The following is a 13,118-nucleotide window of genomic DNA, read 5'->3' as shown; positions in this document are numbered from 1 at the left end:
ACTGCACATAGTATCCATCGGCTCTCTTCACTAACCTCACTCGCTTAATGTCTTCGAGTTGGTAGAAATGAAGATCATAGGTTCCCTTTAGCTTCAGCTTACCGATATTGTTCTTATCGGTGAAAGTAATATGTTTCCTGTTCTCTGAAAGCTTCCACCCGCAAGTCTTATATTCAACAGAACGAGCGTGTTTCTTGAACTTAGGGAATCCTTTCAAACCAGGTACTTTTTTCTTACAGTTGTTGTAAAATCTGCTAATTGCACTCCAACTACATTCAGCCGCAGACTGTCTAGCTTGAGAGTTGAGTTTGTGAGCAAAAGGATATTGTTTAGCTAGCACCTTGCAATATTTATTGAGGTCGTACTTGCTCACCATTTTGTTGTCCATCCAATATCTTAAACAAGAGTTTCGGATGAACTTGTAGGAGCGTATCGCCTCATCAATTGCTCGATACTGGCTATCTTTACCTTGTGCTTTGAACTCAAAAACTATCAATTCTGACTACTTACCTTTTAATTTATGCTGACTATGATAGCATAGATTTGTCTAACACAAGCACATCGAGCGGTTTTTTTTTACTTTGGGGAGCAATAAAACCACGAAGACACTAAGGGTGAAGAGGTAGAAATTCTTTGAGTATATAGGGCAGCATCCATCCCAATTATAATATAACCCCAAAACGGCTTTTGGTCAACCCCTAAATCTAAAAATTTAGATTTGTATGGGTGCAAGCCTTGTACGTTTAAAGTTGCACCTAGAAATAGTAGAATTCTAGGAATTCAGCCTCTTCAAATTTTCATCTAACGGATCAGTAACAATCCGTCCTATGCTGTCAATTTCATCTAAATCATGGTCTGAAAGTTGAATAGCTGCCGCCTGAGCATTTTGTTGAGATTGTTCATCGTGACGCGCCCCGACAATGGCATTGGTTTGAGGTTGAGCAATTAACCAAGCTAGAGATAACTGGGCTAATGTGCAATGATTTCGTTCGGCAATTGGACGCAATTTATCTAAGGCGGTTTGAACACGGGCGTAGTTTTCTTGATCGGCGAATAACTTATTAGAAGAGCGATTATCTCCTTCTGAAAATTGATGAGCAGGGCCAAATTTTCCGGTTAAGAGTCCTTGGGCTAAAGAGGAATAAGCTAGAATTGAAATATTGTTTTCAAGGCAATAAGGCACAATATCTTTTTCGATTTGACGCCAAAATAAAGAATAGGGCGGTTGTAAACTTTCAATGCGACCATATTGAGCGGCTTCGGCGAGTTGATCGCGAGAAAAGTTAGAAACCCCGATCGCCCAAATTTTACCTTGTTCTTTGAGTTTATTCAAGGCTCTCATTGTTTCTTCAATGGGAACAATTTCACTGTTGAAACTCCCAGACGGCCAGTGAATTTGGTAAAGATCAATGTAGTCGGTTTGCAGATTTTTTAAAGAGCGCTCGCAAGCTTCAATCACTTGGTTATACTTAAGATGATTGGGGAAAACTTTTGTGGCATAAACGACTTGATCCCGAACATCGGATAACGCCTGAGCCACAATTTGTTCAGAATGACCATCTCCATAAATTTCTGCGGTGTCTACTGTGGTTATTCCGGCTTCAAATGCTGTCCGAATGGCTTTGATGGTATCTTCATCCTGAATACCCGTCCAACCTCGCTTTCCAGCTTGCCAAGTTCCCATAATAATGGGTGTAATTTGAATATTAGAGGTGCCAAGGGGTCGCGTTTCCATCTTTGAATCCTCAATTGTCAAATGCTACGAATTCTATTATTGTAAAGACAAATTGTCGATTCTGTATCTATCTTATGGATGTTAAAATCAAACAAGCGTTAAAAGAATGGAATATTGCGGTTAAGGCTTTAGAAGCGGGTGAAACTATTTTACTGCTACGAAAAGGGGGAATTAGAGAACAAGGGGGAAAGTTTTCTGTTGAACATCAACAGGTTTTATTGTATCCGACTTTTGAACATCAACAGCCGGATTTACTATTACCTGAATATGCGTCTCAAGTGCAACCTGTCTCCTCCGGTTGGCATCCAAAAACGGTTAAAATTAGCAGTTGGGCAGAAATTACGGATATTTTATCAATCGAAACGCAACAGGCGGAAATGTTGATTTCTGAGTTGCTGCCTTTTTTGATTTGGAATGAACAATTTGTGCGGGAACGTCTCCAGTTTAAACCGCAAAAACCGCTTTTTTTACTGCTGTTAAAACCTTATAAACTTTCCCAAGTTGATGAAATTCCCTATCATCGGAGTTATGGCGGTTGTCGTTCTTGGATAGAATTACAAGAGGATATTTCAATTCAAAACTCTATTTCTGTTTGGGAAGAAACAGAATATCAAACCCTTTGTGCAGAAATTCGCCAATTGTTAATGCAGCCGGAAAAGTCTGATTGAACAGTCCCAAACACCCGAAAATCAAAAAAGGGGCTACAAAACAAATCTTGTCAAAACTAGAGGTTGGGTTAAATCCTGTGAAACCCAACAATTCTAAAAAAGGGATGTATTTCAAGAAGAATATAAATTGACTCAAATCATAGACTTGTTCAAGATTGAGATTCGGTTTGAGCAAGTTTAGCGATCGCCTTATCTTTTTTAGAAGCTTTCAAAAACCTCGGTGATTTTTCTATCGGTGGGGCTAATTCTTCTACAAAACCAAACAGATCTCGATCCGGTAAAAACTTGGCTTTAACCTGAACAAAATGAGGTTTACCTTGTTCTTCTTTTTCTAACTTCGGGTTAAATCTAAAAGGTCTAACAGGTGCATCTTTCCACAGCAAAGGAATATGAGAGGCTTTCATAAACTTGACCTTGCGAGTCGGATCAGCTTCTTTAATCCAAGCTAGCCGTTCGTCGTTAAAGTTCCGAAAAATCGAAATGCAAGGAACCCGACAAACGGGAATAAATTGCCATAACCCACAGAGACGAAATTCTCCGTCTTTTAATTCTTCTTCGACACCGGATTTTGTGTTTTTATCACTGACAAAACCGACTAACTGAAAACCAATCCCATGCGGTTGTTCTTTTCTGGGAAAGTGAAACAATTTAGGATAAACAATTAAACGCTGGACTAAGTTTCCTGTTGTTTCAATTTCTTTTTTTAGGGCATTATAGGCTTTTTGACGCCGACCGGGAATATAAAACAATCGGTATTCTTGATCTCCCAGCTTAATGATCGAGCGTTCCTCGGTTAAATGCACTTCAGCTTTGAGAATACCAATTCCCTGAAACTCTACTTGCTCGAGAGATTGTTGTTCAACTGCTTCAACTTCTGAAGCTTGAGGCTGGTTGGCTTCAACTTTTTCTGAAGCTTGAGGCTGTTTGGCTTCAACCTCTGGAGTTGAGATTTGCGGTTTAGGCTTTGAAGGCTTAACGGGTTTTGGAAGTGGAGAGGGCGATGGAGTTTCTGGTGCTGGCGATGATGATTGAGTTTTCACCTTTTTCAGCAAAGCCTCGTACATGGCTTTTTGCTTGGGGTTGGTTGCCGTTGCAATTAAATTTTGAAGCTTCGCTTCTTGAGGTGTAGTCATTCTCTGTGGCTCTATCAATATTAATATATTACAGTTTACTCCACAAGATATCAGATGAAAACCCTAGAAAACAACCCTCAAATTAAATAATCTCTAAAAATTTCTCTCTAGCCTCTGGGGTACAAACCGATGCAACTGCTTATTTGTGCTTCCCATCGCCTGATATTATGTCCGGTTGATTAATTCTGTTATGGGGTGGGGCGGGTTTATCTCAATCTCTCAGTAGTGCTAAAGATATTGACTGAACCCGCCCCTACAGAATCATTATTGATTAGTCGGACATGATATGAGTTGAGTTGAAATCAAGGAATCCCACATCTATCAAGGGTTTGACTTCAAGGATTGGTGTTTATAGGGAGAATGATCTTCATTTTAAACTCAAAACCTTCTGAAAGTTCAGTAATTCCCCTGTTGCCTGTCTCCGCTTTAGAGTTTAATCTTGAAATCGAGAATTCATCAAATCACCCCAGAGTTTAACCAGGAGTCAATGCCTTAATCCTGATTGCCTCTATCTCAATCCTCAAAAAAACCCCGAATTAACGTTAATAAACCTGCCCGGTTAGATTGGAAAAAATCCATGCAATGTAGAGGCGAGTTTATTAATCAAGTTAGGGTAGGGGGGGATCAGCCAAATTCTGGGTGAGATTTGAAAGGTTTTGTCGCATCGCCTGACCATTTAGATTTTTATGGACTGATTGATATAAAATATAACAAGGATTGGAAAATCGACAGATATGCTCATTCCTCAACTCGATTCAATTCAAGTCGGTCTACCGCAACAAATTGGTATAGAAGAAGCAACTGATCCGATGGATCGTCCTTGGTCAACAGGATTTTTTAAAGAATCCGTTCAAGGATTAATTTGGCTTGGAAAAACTCACCTCGTTGGTGATGGTCAAGCGGATCTCAAAAATCATGGAGGTGTTGATAAAGCAGTTTTGGGTTATGGTGCGGATCATTATCCCTGGTGGAAAAATTGTTTAAATAAAATTAATTTTCCCTACGGTGCATTTGGTGAAAATTTTACCATTAGTGGACAAACTGAGACATCGGTTTGTATTGGTGATGTTTACCAAGTGGGTGAAGCGGAAATACAGGTGTCTCAACCTCGAAAACCCTGTTGGAAATTATCTCGTCGTTGGCGGATTGAAGATTTAGCCCTGCAAGTGCAGAAAACTGGACGGACAGGTTGGTATTTTCGAGTATTAAAAGAAGGTTTTGTTGAACCGGGTTTACCGCTCATATTAAGCGATCGCCCTTTTCCTGAGTGGACAGTTGCTCAGGCTAATGACATCATGTACAATCGATGTTGTGATCCAGATGTCAAAAGCCTACTGGCAACTTGTCCTTTATTATCTGCTAACTGGCAAGAAAAACTCTTGAACTCTTTATATTAATCCGTTAAAAAACCCCTGATAAAACTTTCATTTCATAGCCTTGATCAGTAACTCTGTCAGCAGTGCTGAGGCTATTCTTTCTAGTCTCATGGATTGTCCACTTCTAGGATCACTAAATAAATGGACAGCAATGAGATTACAACAATACCAGTCAATCCGAAAAGGCTAATACTGATAGCGGTAGTGATGGTGATCGGGTCCATGATTTTGGTGTTCTCCTAATTGATTGAATAGTTCAGGGTTGACTGAATAAAACTCAGCAAGTCCGAAGAAGTTGGATGATATTTGAGTGGATTAACTCTACTCTTAGAGTAACTCAAAAAAGCCTGAAAAAGCCAGAGTAGTTTTACGGATTTTTTTGATTTTTAGATGTAAACAAATCCGGATATGACCCCGTGAAATTACGGATTTAGCGGCTCTTAGGGATACATTCAGCGAAAATCACCGAGCCTTGGTATAGATGAAGGAGTTGAGATCGAACTTGAAACCGGGGGAGAGTTGAACTGAGATTCAATCGCAGCCTGAGTCATGGAGCCAACAATACCATCGAGTTTTAATCCAACATCACTTTGAAAGACTTTGACGGCTTGCTGTGTAGAAAGATCATAGTAACCTGTAATGGGTTTGTTATAATATCCCATGACTTGAAGATATTGCTGAAGTTCGATCACTTCAGAACCGCGACTTCCTAATTTTAAAAGTGATGTTTTTAGGGAAGTTTGGCTAGTGTTCGCATTTGTTAGAGCAAGGAGTGCTAGAGTTTTAGGAGTGGCAATTCCATATCTCAATAAAAGGATGGCATTCGATGAATGAATGATTGATTTATTGCTTTGAAAAACTCTTCGTAGGATGCGCCGCTATCAGAGCTATAGCGCGAAGCGCTAGGCAAGAGGCAAGAGGCAAAAGGCAAGAGGGGGAAAAAGTTCGGTATAGTCAGGCTTTTGGCTATTCTTCGTGCCGTAGATTTGTAAATATACCAGCGCGAACTGCTATAAAAAAATAAGCCCTACAGAAACTTATCTGCAAGACTCTAATCAGCTATTGGGATTTTTGTTAGAAGGAAGACCCAATGAATTTTAGGTAACGATCGCACTAATTGCTTCAACCGGATAACCCACTGCTCTCCAGGCTGCAAGTCCACCAATTAACTCAGCAACATGAAGATAACCTGCTTCACGGAGTAGGGCTGCTGCTTGTGCTGTTTCTTCCTCAGTTTCAGCATAAAGATAGATATCACGAGCAGGTTCCAAAGTTTCCGGTACTCGCTCAACCAATTTGTCCATTGGTATGCCAATGGCGCCGAGAATATGACAAGCGTTGAAGGCTTCTAAGCCTCGCACATCAATGATGGTTAAAGCAGGTTCGCCCCAGTCCAAACGGGATTTCAAATCTTGAACTCGAGATTTAGGTTTGATCGGTTCAGGAGTGGGGATTAGCTTAGAAAACATATTCATAGATAAAAATACTCAACATTTAGAATCAGATCATTACTCTCAATGTAACTAAATATTTCACAAATTGCAAATTTTTATTGCTAAAACTTGACGAAAATTATAAATTTATATCTAAAGAGAGAGTCAGCAGGTCTTCTCTATATCTCTATATCTGTAGAAAAATCACAGCGACTTGAGATCACACAAATCCCAAGTTTTCCTGAGCTATGCTATTCATGCCCAGATCTGCTGAGTCGCTGCCAATCAACTCACTCCTATTCTGCCAGGAGACCGATCGCGATGACTCACTCGGCCTCGTCACTCTAAAACGCTCTAAAATTAAAAGCTTCTGGGCGATTCTGGCCCCTCTATTTACCAAGAGAAGCAGGTTTAAAGCCCCGTCGTTCACGACGGATTATTTTATGCTAACATAAGTTTATCGTGGCTTGATGCCGATAATCTATGCTTGTGTATGAAATGAAGCTGCAAGGAACGCAATACCAGTACAGAAAGTTAGACGAAGCTATCCGTACTGGTAGGTTTGTTCGCAACAGCATCATCAAAGCATGGATAAATGGTCAAGTTAAAAGTCGCAACGATGCTTATGCCTACTGCAAACTGCTGTCAGACAATCCAGATTTTCCCTGGGTAAACAAACTCAATTCTATGGCTCGACAAGCCCACGCAGAAAGAGCATGGGCATCCATTTAAAAACGGATAGAGAAGCGGAAGAACGGATTAACTTAACTGTAAAACGCATAGATCTTGGCATCTCACAGATAGCTTAATCCGTTAAATCCTTATCCTATCTGTTTTAAATTGAACGATTTTATCAAAAATGTCGGCAAAAAATACCGGGGAAAAAAGGATTTCCAAAGTTTAAAAAATCTCAAGTCCGAGCATCTGTTGAATACAAAACATCGGGATGGAAACTTTCAGAAGATAGACGCTATTTAACCTTTTCCGATAAGTTTCAAGCAGGTACATTTAAGCTTTGGGGTAGTCGAGACTTGCACTTCTATCAACTCCAACAAATTAAACGAGTTAGGGTGATTAGAAGACACGATGGGTATTATGCTCAATTTTTGATAGACCATGAAAGGGAGGAAAACAAAGAACTCAGTAACAAACAAACAGGGCTTGATGTAGGTCTTAACTATTTCTACACTGATTCCACCGGGATACAGGTAGAGAATCCCCGTTTTCTAAGAAAAGATGAGCGACGAATTAAAAAGCTACAACGTCGATTATCTCGAAAAAAAAAGGGAAGTCAAAACCGTAAAAAAGCCAGGAATCGGTTAGGTAGAGCGCATCTAAGAGTTTCACGCAGGCGTAATGATTGGGTTTGTAAACAGGCCCAACACGTCATACAGTCTAACGACTTGGTAGCGATTGAAAACCTACGGATACGCAATTTAGTTAAAAATCATCATCTAGCCAAATCAATTAATGATGCTGCTTGGTACAGATTTAGAGAATGGTTGGAGTATTTTGGGAGAATTTATGGGGTTCCGGTGATTGCTGTTGAACCCGCATATACTTCTCAAAATTGCTCAAATTGCGGTGAGAAGGTTGTCAAAACTCTCAGCACCCGGACTCACAAATGTCCTCACTGTGGGTATGTAGCAGACCGGGATGAAAACGCCGCCAAAAACATTCTAAAATCTGCACTTAAACAACTATCAAATACCGTCGGGCAGACGGAAATTAACGCCTCCCGAGAGACTGACCTCTGCTTGGACGGGGAAACCCAATCCTTGTAAGTCAACTCATAGAAAGAGGAAGCCCAAACAGTGATGTTTGGAATCTCCGTTGTTTACGGCGGAGAGGATGTCAATATATAAAAACTCAACGGAAACTCACGATGACTACCGCTTTAAGCTCTATTCCTTTTGTTGATCTCAAGCTGCAACAGCAACCCATACAATCTCAAATCGAACAAGCAATACAAGCCGTTATTGATCAAGGAGATTTTGTCCTCGGTCAAGTGTTAGGAGAATTTGAAACAGCTTTTGCTCAAGCTAGTGGAGCGCAATATGGTATCGGGGTCGCCTGTGGCACCGATGCGATCGCTTTAGGCTTACAAGCGATCGGTATTGGTCAAGGTGATGAAGTGATTTTACCCGCTAATACCTTCATTGCGACTGCGATTGGTGTGATCCACTCGGGGGCAACTCCTATTCTGGTTGATTGTGACCCTCAGACGGCTTTAATTGACCTAGAAGCTGCCCAAAAAGCAATTACCGCTAAAACAAAAGCAATCCTTCCCGTTCATCTCTACGGTCAAATGGTTTCGCCTCACGGCTTGCTCGAGTTAGCGAACAGTCATAACTTAGTGATCTTTGAAGATGCAGCCCAAGCCCACCTCGCCCAACGAGAGGGCTATCGAGCGGGTTCAGTCGGGATGGCGGCGGCGTTTAGCTTCTATCCCAGTAAAAATCTCGGTGCGTTTGGGGATGGCGGAATGGTGATCACCCGTAGCGAAGAAGTGGCGCAAAAAATGAAAAGCCTGCGAAACTATGGCGCACCGAAAAAATATGTTCATATGGAACTGGGAACCAATAGCCGTTTAGATACAATACAAGCAGCGATTTTAAACGTGAAACTCCCTCATTTAGAAAGCTGGAATCACGATCGCAATTTTGCGGCTGAACAATATGATACCCTGCTGTTACCTCTACGGGAAAAGGGGATTATCCCGATCGAAAATCAATGCGAAGATGGTCATGTGTATCATTTGTATGTGATGCGGGTAACAGAAGAATGTGTCGTTGATCGCGATACTTTACAGGCGAAATTATCTGAGATGGGCGTACAAACTGGAATTCACTATCCAATTCCCTGTCATCTGCAACCTGCTTATCAACATTTAGGGTATTCTGAAGGTGATTTCCCAATGGCGGAAATGCTCAGTCGTCAAATCCTCTCCCTGCCGATGTATCCTGGACTCAGGAACGAGCAAATTAATCATGTGGTTGCATCTATTAAATCTGTGTTAGGGATTAATTAGTAAACAGCTTTTACAGTGTAGGGGCGGGTTCAGCCCAAATCTATGTTGATCATAAACAGCATACATAAACCCGCCCCAAGAGTGCCTCTCTTGCAAACTGTGCTTCTGCCGGAAACCGCCGGGCCGCAAGTTTGCGCTGTTGCCTTTTACCTATCTTTTGGGAAAACTTTTGATCGGAACGCATTAAATACAGGGTTAGTAAGAACGATGCAAATTCAACGAAAAATTCCCATTGCAATTGAGCGATATGTGTTAAATGCCGCTCTTGTGGTACTGTTAGGCTTGCTGTATGCTCCTCTGTTAGTTTATTGGTTTGATGGTTGGCTTGAAAAAAGTATCAGTATTGAACATGAATATTTTAGTCATGGTTTAATTGGTTTACCGTTTGCAGCTTATATTGCTTGGACACAGCGATCGCAATGGAGTCAACTTCCGAATATTAGCCATCCTGCGGGTGCAGTTTTGCTGCTCATTTCGGGGTTATTTTATGCGTCAGGATTATCAGATTTAGTCAATCTTTCCTTTCCGATGATGTTAGGGGGACTGTGTTTGTGGTTGAAAGGAATTGCGGGTTTAAGGTTGCAGAAATGGCCGTTAATTTTTGTGGCTTTGGCGACTCCGACTCATTTACCCTATCTGATCGAACCGTTAGCATTTCCGTTGCAAAAATTTATTGCATCCGTTGCCGGATTTATCTTGGTGCAGTTTAATCTAAATGTAACAGTGGAGCAAGTTTATCTATTTGTTAACGGACAAATTGTTGAAGTTGCGCCTCATTGTGCGGGACTGAAGATGTTATTTACCAGTTTATACGTCGGGTTGATGCTGTTGTATTGGACGGGTACAATATCAGATCGCACAAAAAGCATTTTATTTTTAGTGAGTGCTGCTACCATTAGTGTGGTTGCTAATATTATTAGAAATACGCTGCTTACACTGTTTCATGGTACGGGTCAAGATGGATTATTTCACTGGCTGCATGATAGTTGGGGGGGTGATCTTTATTCAGCTTTGATGTTGGGTTTATTGGTTGTGTTGATTAATTGGGTACAAAATTATTTTCCGAATGAACCGGAACCTGAGACTGATTAAACGGTGATAAATTTCCAGATAAATAACTCTAAAATCATCAGAATGAATCAAAAAATAACCTATGGTTGTAAAAGAAAAACTCCCCCAAAAATGGGCTAAAATTATTGTTTTAATCTTTCTGTTTTTGCTGTTAATGGTTGCAGCAATTCCGGGTTATCTAACGGGAAAATGGACTTGGGCCGATCAACCGCAACTGCAAACCTTAGCACAATTGCAACAAATCCGAAAACAGGGTTTAGATTTAGCCGGATGGAAAACCCTCGAACAAAAACTGATGAAAATTCGGGGTCAAGAGTGGTTAATTCAAACGGTTGAACAGGATAATCAAACGGCTATTTTAGTCATGCTGGTTCAGAAGTATTATAAAGATAGACCGCAAGTAGAATGGATGGATATCAACGGATTTCAACAGTGGAAAACGGATTCTTCACGTCGTCTACGCTTAACCGTTGAACCGTCTAAAGAAGAATCATCCTCTGTAAAATTTACCACTCATTTTTTTCGCAGTTGGACGCAAGCGGCTAACCCGTTATTAAGTTTATTGTGGAAAGATTGTTCCTCCGATCAACTCTGTGAACTTTACCAAAAACAGCGTTTAAAACAAACCTATGCAGTAATGCAATGGTACGCTTGGCCTAATGGTGGTAGTCCAGCCGCGAGTCATTGGTTTATGGCGGATCGCATGGCTCAATTATCCCAGCAACGGGCGGCTTGGGTAGCAGTTAACGTGTTAATTCCGATTGAACCATTAGGTAAAATAGAAAAAGTAGAGGATAGGGCTAGTTCTCTGAGTCAAACCGTTCAAGCGGCATTGATGGCAGAAGCATTTCTGCTCACCAGTCACCAGTAAACAGTTACCATTAAACAGTCACCAACGAACAGTTTGTAGGGGCGTGCCTCCTGACAACTGATATAAACCCGCCCTAAGTGATAACTGTTTACTCCCTAAAAAATGTTATGGTTAATTCTATTGATCGATTTATTTCAGTAACAGTAGCGGGTCTTTACTCGGGGAGTTGGACTCTAGGATTAACGGTACTATTGGGGGGAGTCAATACCGTTGTTTTTGTTCGCCAAAGCAAAGCGCAGCAAATCCCGGATAAATGTGTTTTACCGCAAGAGTTTGTTGAGCGCAAGATCGAACTTTTGGAGGGTGTGGAACCGCAAAATACGCCGGAAATTTTAGGATTATTTCAACAACCGGGCGGCCGACCTGTAGAACGAGTCCTTGAACCGAATTTAGTTCCAGTGGATGTATCCTATTTTGAACGGGGTAATGAAAATCAGATTGAACGCTACCGTTTAGGGCCTGGAGATCAAATTTTTATTGATATCTTTGTCAATGGTTTACGTTCAACAGAGTTAAGCATTCCGAATGCGGTGATAGGCCCGGAAGGAACAACGATTATCCCGTTAATTGGCACGGTGAGACTAGAGGGGTTATTTTTACGAGAAATAGAACAGGAAATTCGCGATCGCTTAAATCAGTATGTGAAAAATCCCCTAGTCAACGTCTCACTTTTAGCACAGCGCCCCGTACAAGTCACTGTTACTGGACAAGTCGCCCGGCCCGGTTTTTATCCTTTGGGAACCCCTCAACTGGCGATCGCCCTCTCAAGCGCTGGGGGGACTCGCGCCAATGCTGATTTACGTTCAGTTCAACTGCGCCGGGGTTTACCTGATGGGAGAACCCTAGCCGCAGAAATTGATTTATTGACGCCTCTCGTCTCGGGTTTAGCTCCCCCAGATATTCGTTTAGAAGACCGAGATATTATCTTCGTTCCCACCCAACAAACCTTACCCACTCAAGGCCCAGAACGGGAGATAGTTGAGTCCTACAGTTTAGCGGCAGCGCCTACCCCTGTGGAAGTAACCATAGTGGGAGCCGTCGTCAAACCGGGTTTTTACACCTTACCAGCAGGGCTAGGACGGGTGTCTGCGGCGATTTTAGCGGCGGGAGGGGCAACTTTAACAGCAGATTTGCGATCGGTGATTGTCTGTCGTGTGACCATTGATGGTCAAGTGATTCAAGATCGGGTTGATTTGTATTCTCCGTTAAAAGAGGCAACGGCTTTACCGAATGTGGCGCTGTCGAATGGGGATTCGGTAATTGTACCGCAATTGTCGATTCAGGATCAACAAGATTATGATCGAACTTTGGTCGCGAATTCAACATTGGTTAATCAACAGATTACGATACGAATTCTCAGTAATGCGGGCGGTGCAGTGGGATCGGTGACGTTACCGAATGGCAGTACCTTTGTCGATATTCTCAATAACGTTCCTTTAGCGACGGCGAAGTTGGATGAAATCACCTTAATTCGTTTTGATCCCCAAGCGGGTAAAGCGATCACCCGGACACTCAATGGTAGACAAGTGTTACAAGGTAATCCCACCGATAATATTTTGTTGCAAGATGAAGATGTGATCGTGATTGATCGCAATTTCTCGGCTAATTTGAGTTATTTCCTCAATAGCTTTACTCAGCCGTTTCGGGATATTCTCGGTTTTCTCCTGTTTTTTAGAGAGATTAGCAATGCGGCGGAAGAGCTATTCGGGCCGAATAATAGTAGTGGGGGAAGTGGAAATCGCCGTTGATGATCAGTTTTATTCTTGAAGTGCCGTTAAAAATATTCCTGAAACAACACTT

The 13,118-nt window shown here is 41.6% G+C and carries 10 protein-coding genes and 3 pseudogenes; 8 read left to right on the top strand and 5 right to left on the bottom strand.

Features of this window, described 5'->3' with window-relative positions; genetic code table 11:
* Both VB836_RS10605 and VB836_RS10600 read right to left on the bottom strand, forming a co-directional pair.
* Nucleotides 1–496, bottom strand: a pseudogene (locus VB836_RS10605) (RNA-guided endonuclease TnpB family protein); the annotation flags it as partial.
* A 276-nt stretch (nt 497–772) separates the two neighbouring features.
* Nucleotides 773–1,735, bottom strand: coding sequence for an aldo/keto reductase (locus VB836_RS10600; protein WP_323219322.1), 963 nt, complete (start codon nt 1,733–1,735; stop codon nt 773–775).
* A gap of 74 nt (nt 1,736–1,809) precedes the next feature.
* On the opposite strand from VB836_RS10600, the gene VB836_RS10595 reads away from it, so the two are divergent.
* Nucleotides 1,810–2,403, top strand: coding sequence for a DUF1802 family protein (locus VB836_RS10595; RefSeq protein WP_323219321.1), 594 nt, complete (start codon nt 1,810–1,812; stop codon nt 2,401–2,403).
* A gap of 149 nt (nt 2,404–2,552) precedes the next feature.
* Here VB836_RS10595 and VB836_RS10590 read toward each other — a convergent pair whose 3' ends face one another.
* The gene (locus tag VB836_RS10590; protein WP_323219320.1) at nt 2,553–3,536 is read right to left on the bottom strand and encodes a hypothetical protein; all 984 of its coding nucleotides are present in this window, start codon (nt 3,534–3,536) and stop codon (nt 2,553–2,555) included.
* 734 nt (nt 3,537–4,270) lie between these two features.
* On the opposite strand from VB836_RS10590, the gene VB836_RS10585 reads away from it, so the two are divergent.
* Nucleotides 4,271–4,933: an MOSC domain-containing protein gene (locus VB836_RS10585; protein ID WP_323219319.1), complete on the top strand. Its 663-nt coding sequence runs from the start codon at nt 4,271–4,273 to the stop codon at nt 4,931–4,933.
* Nucleotides 4,934–5,364: 431 nt separating this feature from the next.
* Here VB836_RS10585 and VB836_RS10580 read toward each other — a convergent pair whose 3' ends face one another.
* On the bottom strand, nt 5,365–5,721 hold the full coding sequence (locus VB836_RS10580) for a peptidoglycan-binding domain-containing protein (RefSeq protein WP_046280937.1): 357 nt from the start codon (nt 5,719–5,721) through the stop codon (nt 5,365–5,367).
* A 288-nt stretch (nt 5,722–6,009) separates the two neighbouring features.
* Nucleotides 6,010–6,387 (bottom strand): rhodanese-like domain-containing protein, encoded by a 378-nt coding sequence (locus VB836_RS10575; RefSeq protein WP_063847412.1) that lies wholly within the window; start codon nt 6,385–6,387, stop codon nt 6,010–6,012.
* Nucleotides 6,388–6,828: 441 nt separating this feature from the next.
* On the opposite strand from VB836_RS10575, the pseudogene VB836_RS10570 reads away from it, so the two are divergent.
* The 6 genes and pseudogenes from VB836_RS10570 to VB836_RS10545 all read left to right on the top strand — a co-directional run.
* A pseudogene (locus VB836_RS10570) lies at nt 6,829–7,071 on the top strand (hypothetical protein); the annotation flags it as partial.
* 113 nt (nt 7,072–7,184) lie between these two features.
* Nucleotides 7,185–8,163: pseudogene (locus tag VB836_RS10565) on the top strand (RNA-guided endonuclease InsQ/TnpB family protein); the annotation flags it as partial.
* A gap of 67 nt (nt 8,164–8,230) precedes the next feature.
* A complete protein-coding gene (locus VB836_RS10560; protein WP_323219318.1) occupies nt 8,231–9,376 on the top strand; it encodes a DegT/DnrJ/EryC1/StrS family aminotransferase in 1,146 nt (381 codons plus the stop codon).
* Between the two features lie 207 nt (nt 9,377–9,583).
* Nucleotides 9,584–10,468: a cyanoexosortase B gene (gene crtB / locus VB836_RS10555; RefSeq protein WP_323219317.1), complete on the top strand. Its 885-nt coding sequence runs from the start codon at nt 9,584–9,586 to the stop codon at nt 10,466–10,468.
* A 61-nt stretch (nt 10,469–10,529) separates the two neighbouring features.
* Nucleotides 10,530–11,318, top strand: a complete 789-nt coding sequence (locus VB836_RS10550) for a cyanoexosortase B system-associated protein (protein WP_046278032.1) — start codon at nt 10,530–10,532, stop codon at nt 11,316–11,318.
* A gap of 107 nt (nt 11,319–11,425) precedes the next feature.
* Nucleotides 11,426–13,066 carry an SLBB domain-containing protein gene (locus tag VB836_RS10545; protein WP_323219316.1) on the top strand — a complete coding sequence of 547 codons (1,641 nt, stop codon included), beginning with the start codon at nt 11,426–11,428 and terminating at the stop codon, nt 13,064–13,066.
* Nucleotides 13,067–13,118: the final 52 nt, after the last annotated feature.

Origin of the sequence: Limnoraphis robusta BA-68 BA1 (genome assembly GCF_034932365.1) — a bacterium.
GTDB lineage: Bacteria > Cyanobacteriota > Cyanobacteriia > Cyanobacteriales > Microcoleaceae > Capilliphycus > Capilliphycus robustus.
Note: the sequence above shows the minus strand (reverse complement) of the source record. Positions and strands in the feature narration are given on the sequence as shown.